The sequence below is a fragment of the Cellulomonas triticagri genome (assembly GCF_003696205.1).
In the GTDB taxonomy this organism is placed as follows: Bacteria; Actinomycetota; Actinomycetes; order Actinomycetales; family Cellulomonadaceae; genus Cellulomonas; species Cellulomonas triticagri.
On sequence record NZ_RFFI01000242.1, the window covers coordinates 1 to 1,833 of the forward strand.

The window sequence follows — 1,833 nt, forward strand, 5'->3', positions numbered from 1 at the left end:
CGCGCCCGCGACCGCGAGCGGCCCGCGCGCGGCACGGAGCCGGGCGCGGGTCGTCGGCGGGCGGGTGGCCGTCGCGGCCGGCACGTCAGTACGTGTCGAAGTCGAACGTGGTGGCGAGCGAGCCGGTCACCGCGAGGATGATGACGACCACCAGCCACAGCAGGTTCAGGATCGTCACGACCCAGGACACGATGTACCCGGCGTTGGCGAGCGAGCCGTTGTTGGCCTCGCCGCGGGCGACGGCCTGCTTGGCCTTCGAGCCCAGGATGATGCCGGGGACGCTGGTGAACAGCCAGCACACGAAGAAGCCGACGATGCCGAGCACCAGCGACCAGACGGCCAGGTTGTTCTTCGCGACGGAGCCGTAGCCGCCGGCGCCGCCCGGGTAGGCGGCGGGCTGGCCGTAGGGCTGCTGGCCGTACGGCTGCTGGCCGTAGCCCTGGCCCGGGTCACCGGCGGGCTGGCCGCCGGTGTACTGCCCGTACTGCGGGATGCCGCCCGGCTGGCCCGCGGACGGCGTGCCGGACTGGTCGCCCGCGCCCTGCCCGTCGGGGGCGGAGTACGGGTCCTGCGGCTGGTTCGGGGTCGACATGACGGCTCCTCGGTTCGCGGCTGGTGCGGTGCGCGGCGTCCGCCCAGGTCGGGCGCCTGCCAGCTCACAGGTCTACCGGAGCGGGGCTACGCCGTCCACCCGGATCCCGGGCGGTCCCGCCGGTCGGGACACCGCGGGGCGCCGACCACCCGGACGGGTGTCAGTGCCCGCCGTGCGCCCGCGCCTTGGCGACCGTGTGCTTGCCGCCCTGGCCGTAGCCGAGCACCTGCATGACCTTGCCGACGACGACGCCGGCGAGCGCGACGCCCATGCCCACCCAGAACAGCCACCACAGCGCGAACACGAGACCGAGCGCCGCGGCGGTGGAGCCGATGAGCACCACGACGGTGGTGGTCCAGGCGGCCGAGGTGTGGCCGTGGTTCGTCGGGGGCGCCTGCGGGGGCAGTCGCAGGGTCTCGGTGCGGGGCGTCTGCTGCGCCGCGGTGACCGCGCCCTGGGGGCGGACCGACTGCTCGACCATCGTGGAACACCTTTCATGACGGGGTGTCGTCACCCTAGCGGACCGTTCAGGTCGGGTCGTCCCCACGGCTCAGCGCGTCCCACGCGCCGCGCTCGTCGTCGACGGCCGGTGCGGTGCCGCCCGCGGAACCGCTCGCCGCCCCGGCACCCGCGGCCCCGGTGATCCCGGCAGCACCCGCGGCACCCGTCGCGGAGCCGGATCCCGCGCGCTCGTGCCGGTCCGAGGGCGCGGCCCAGCGCCGGGAGGCACGGGCGAGGGCCACGGCGGCCACCACGACGACGGCGCCGAGGACGGCCGCGAGCACGGGCCAGGCGGTCACCTCGACGTCGCCCGTGACGCTCGGCACACCCGTGGCCTCGGCGGCGGCGCGCTCGACGGTCGTCACGGCGCTGGTCCGCGCGGCGAGCCCGGCCGCGACGACGAGGGCACCGGCGGCGGCGACCACGACGACGACCACCCAGCGGCCGAACCGCCCGACGAGCCCGAGGGCCGCGGCGGCGGCGAGCAGCACGAGCGCCCCCGCGACCACACCCGGGGCCGCCTGGGTGCCGCGCACCGCGACGGGGACCTGCTCGCCGAGTGCGGTGGCCCCGGCGCCCGTGGCCCACACGGGCAGCGCGCTCAGTGCGACGACGCCCGAGAGCAGCAGCAGGACCAGCACCCACCGGCCCCGCCCGGCCGCGCCGGACCGCCGCTCCCCCGTGGGCGTGCCGCCGCCCGCCGCCCCGTGCTCGAGGGGCTCGGCGCCGCCGTCACGCTC

3 protein-coding genes are annotated in these 1,833 nt (G+C 77.3%); all 3 read right to left on the minus strand.

Features of this window, described 5'->3' with window-relative positions; translation table 11 throughout:
- Positions 1-85: 85 nt before the first annotated feature.
- Positions 86-592, minus strand: a complete 507-nt coding sequence (locus EBM89_RS20515; RefSeq protein WP_122151400.1) for a DUF4190 domain-containing protein — start codon at positions 590-592, stop codon at positions 86-88.
- Between the two features lie 160 nt (positions 593-752).
- A complete protein-coding gene (locus EBM89_RS20520; RefSeq protein ID WP_122151401.1) occupies positions 753-1,073 on the minus strand; it encodes an HGxxPAAW family protein in 321 nt (106 codons plus the stop codon).
- 46 nt (positions 1,074-1,119) lie between these two features.
- Positions 1,120-1,833, minus strand: a 714-nt coding sequence (locus tag EBM89_RS20525) for a Trp biosynthesis-associated membrane protein (protein ID WP_122151402.1), incomplete at its 5' end; no start/stop codon positions are given.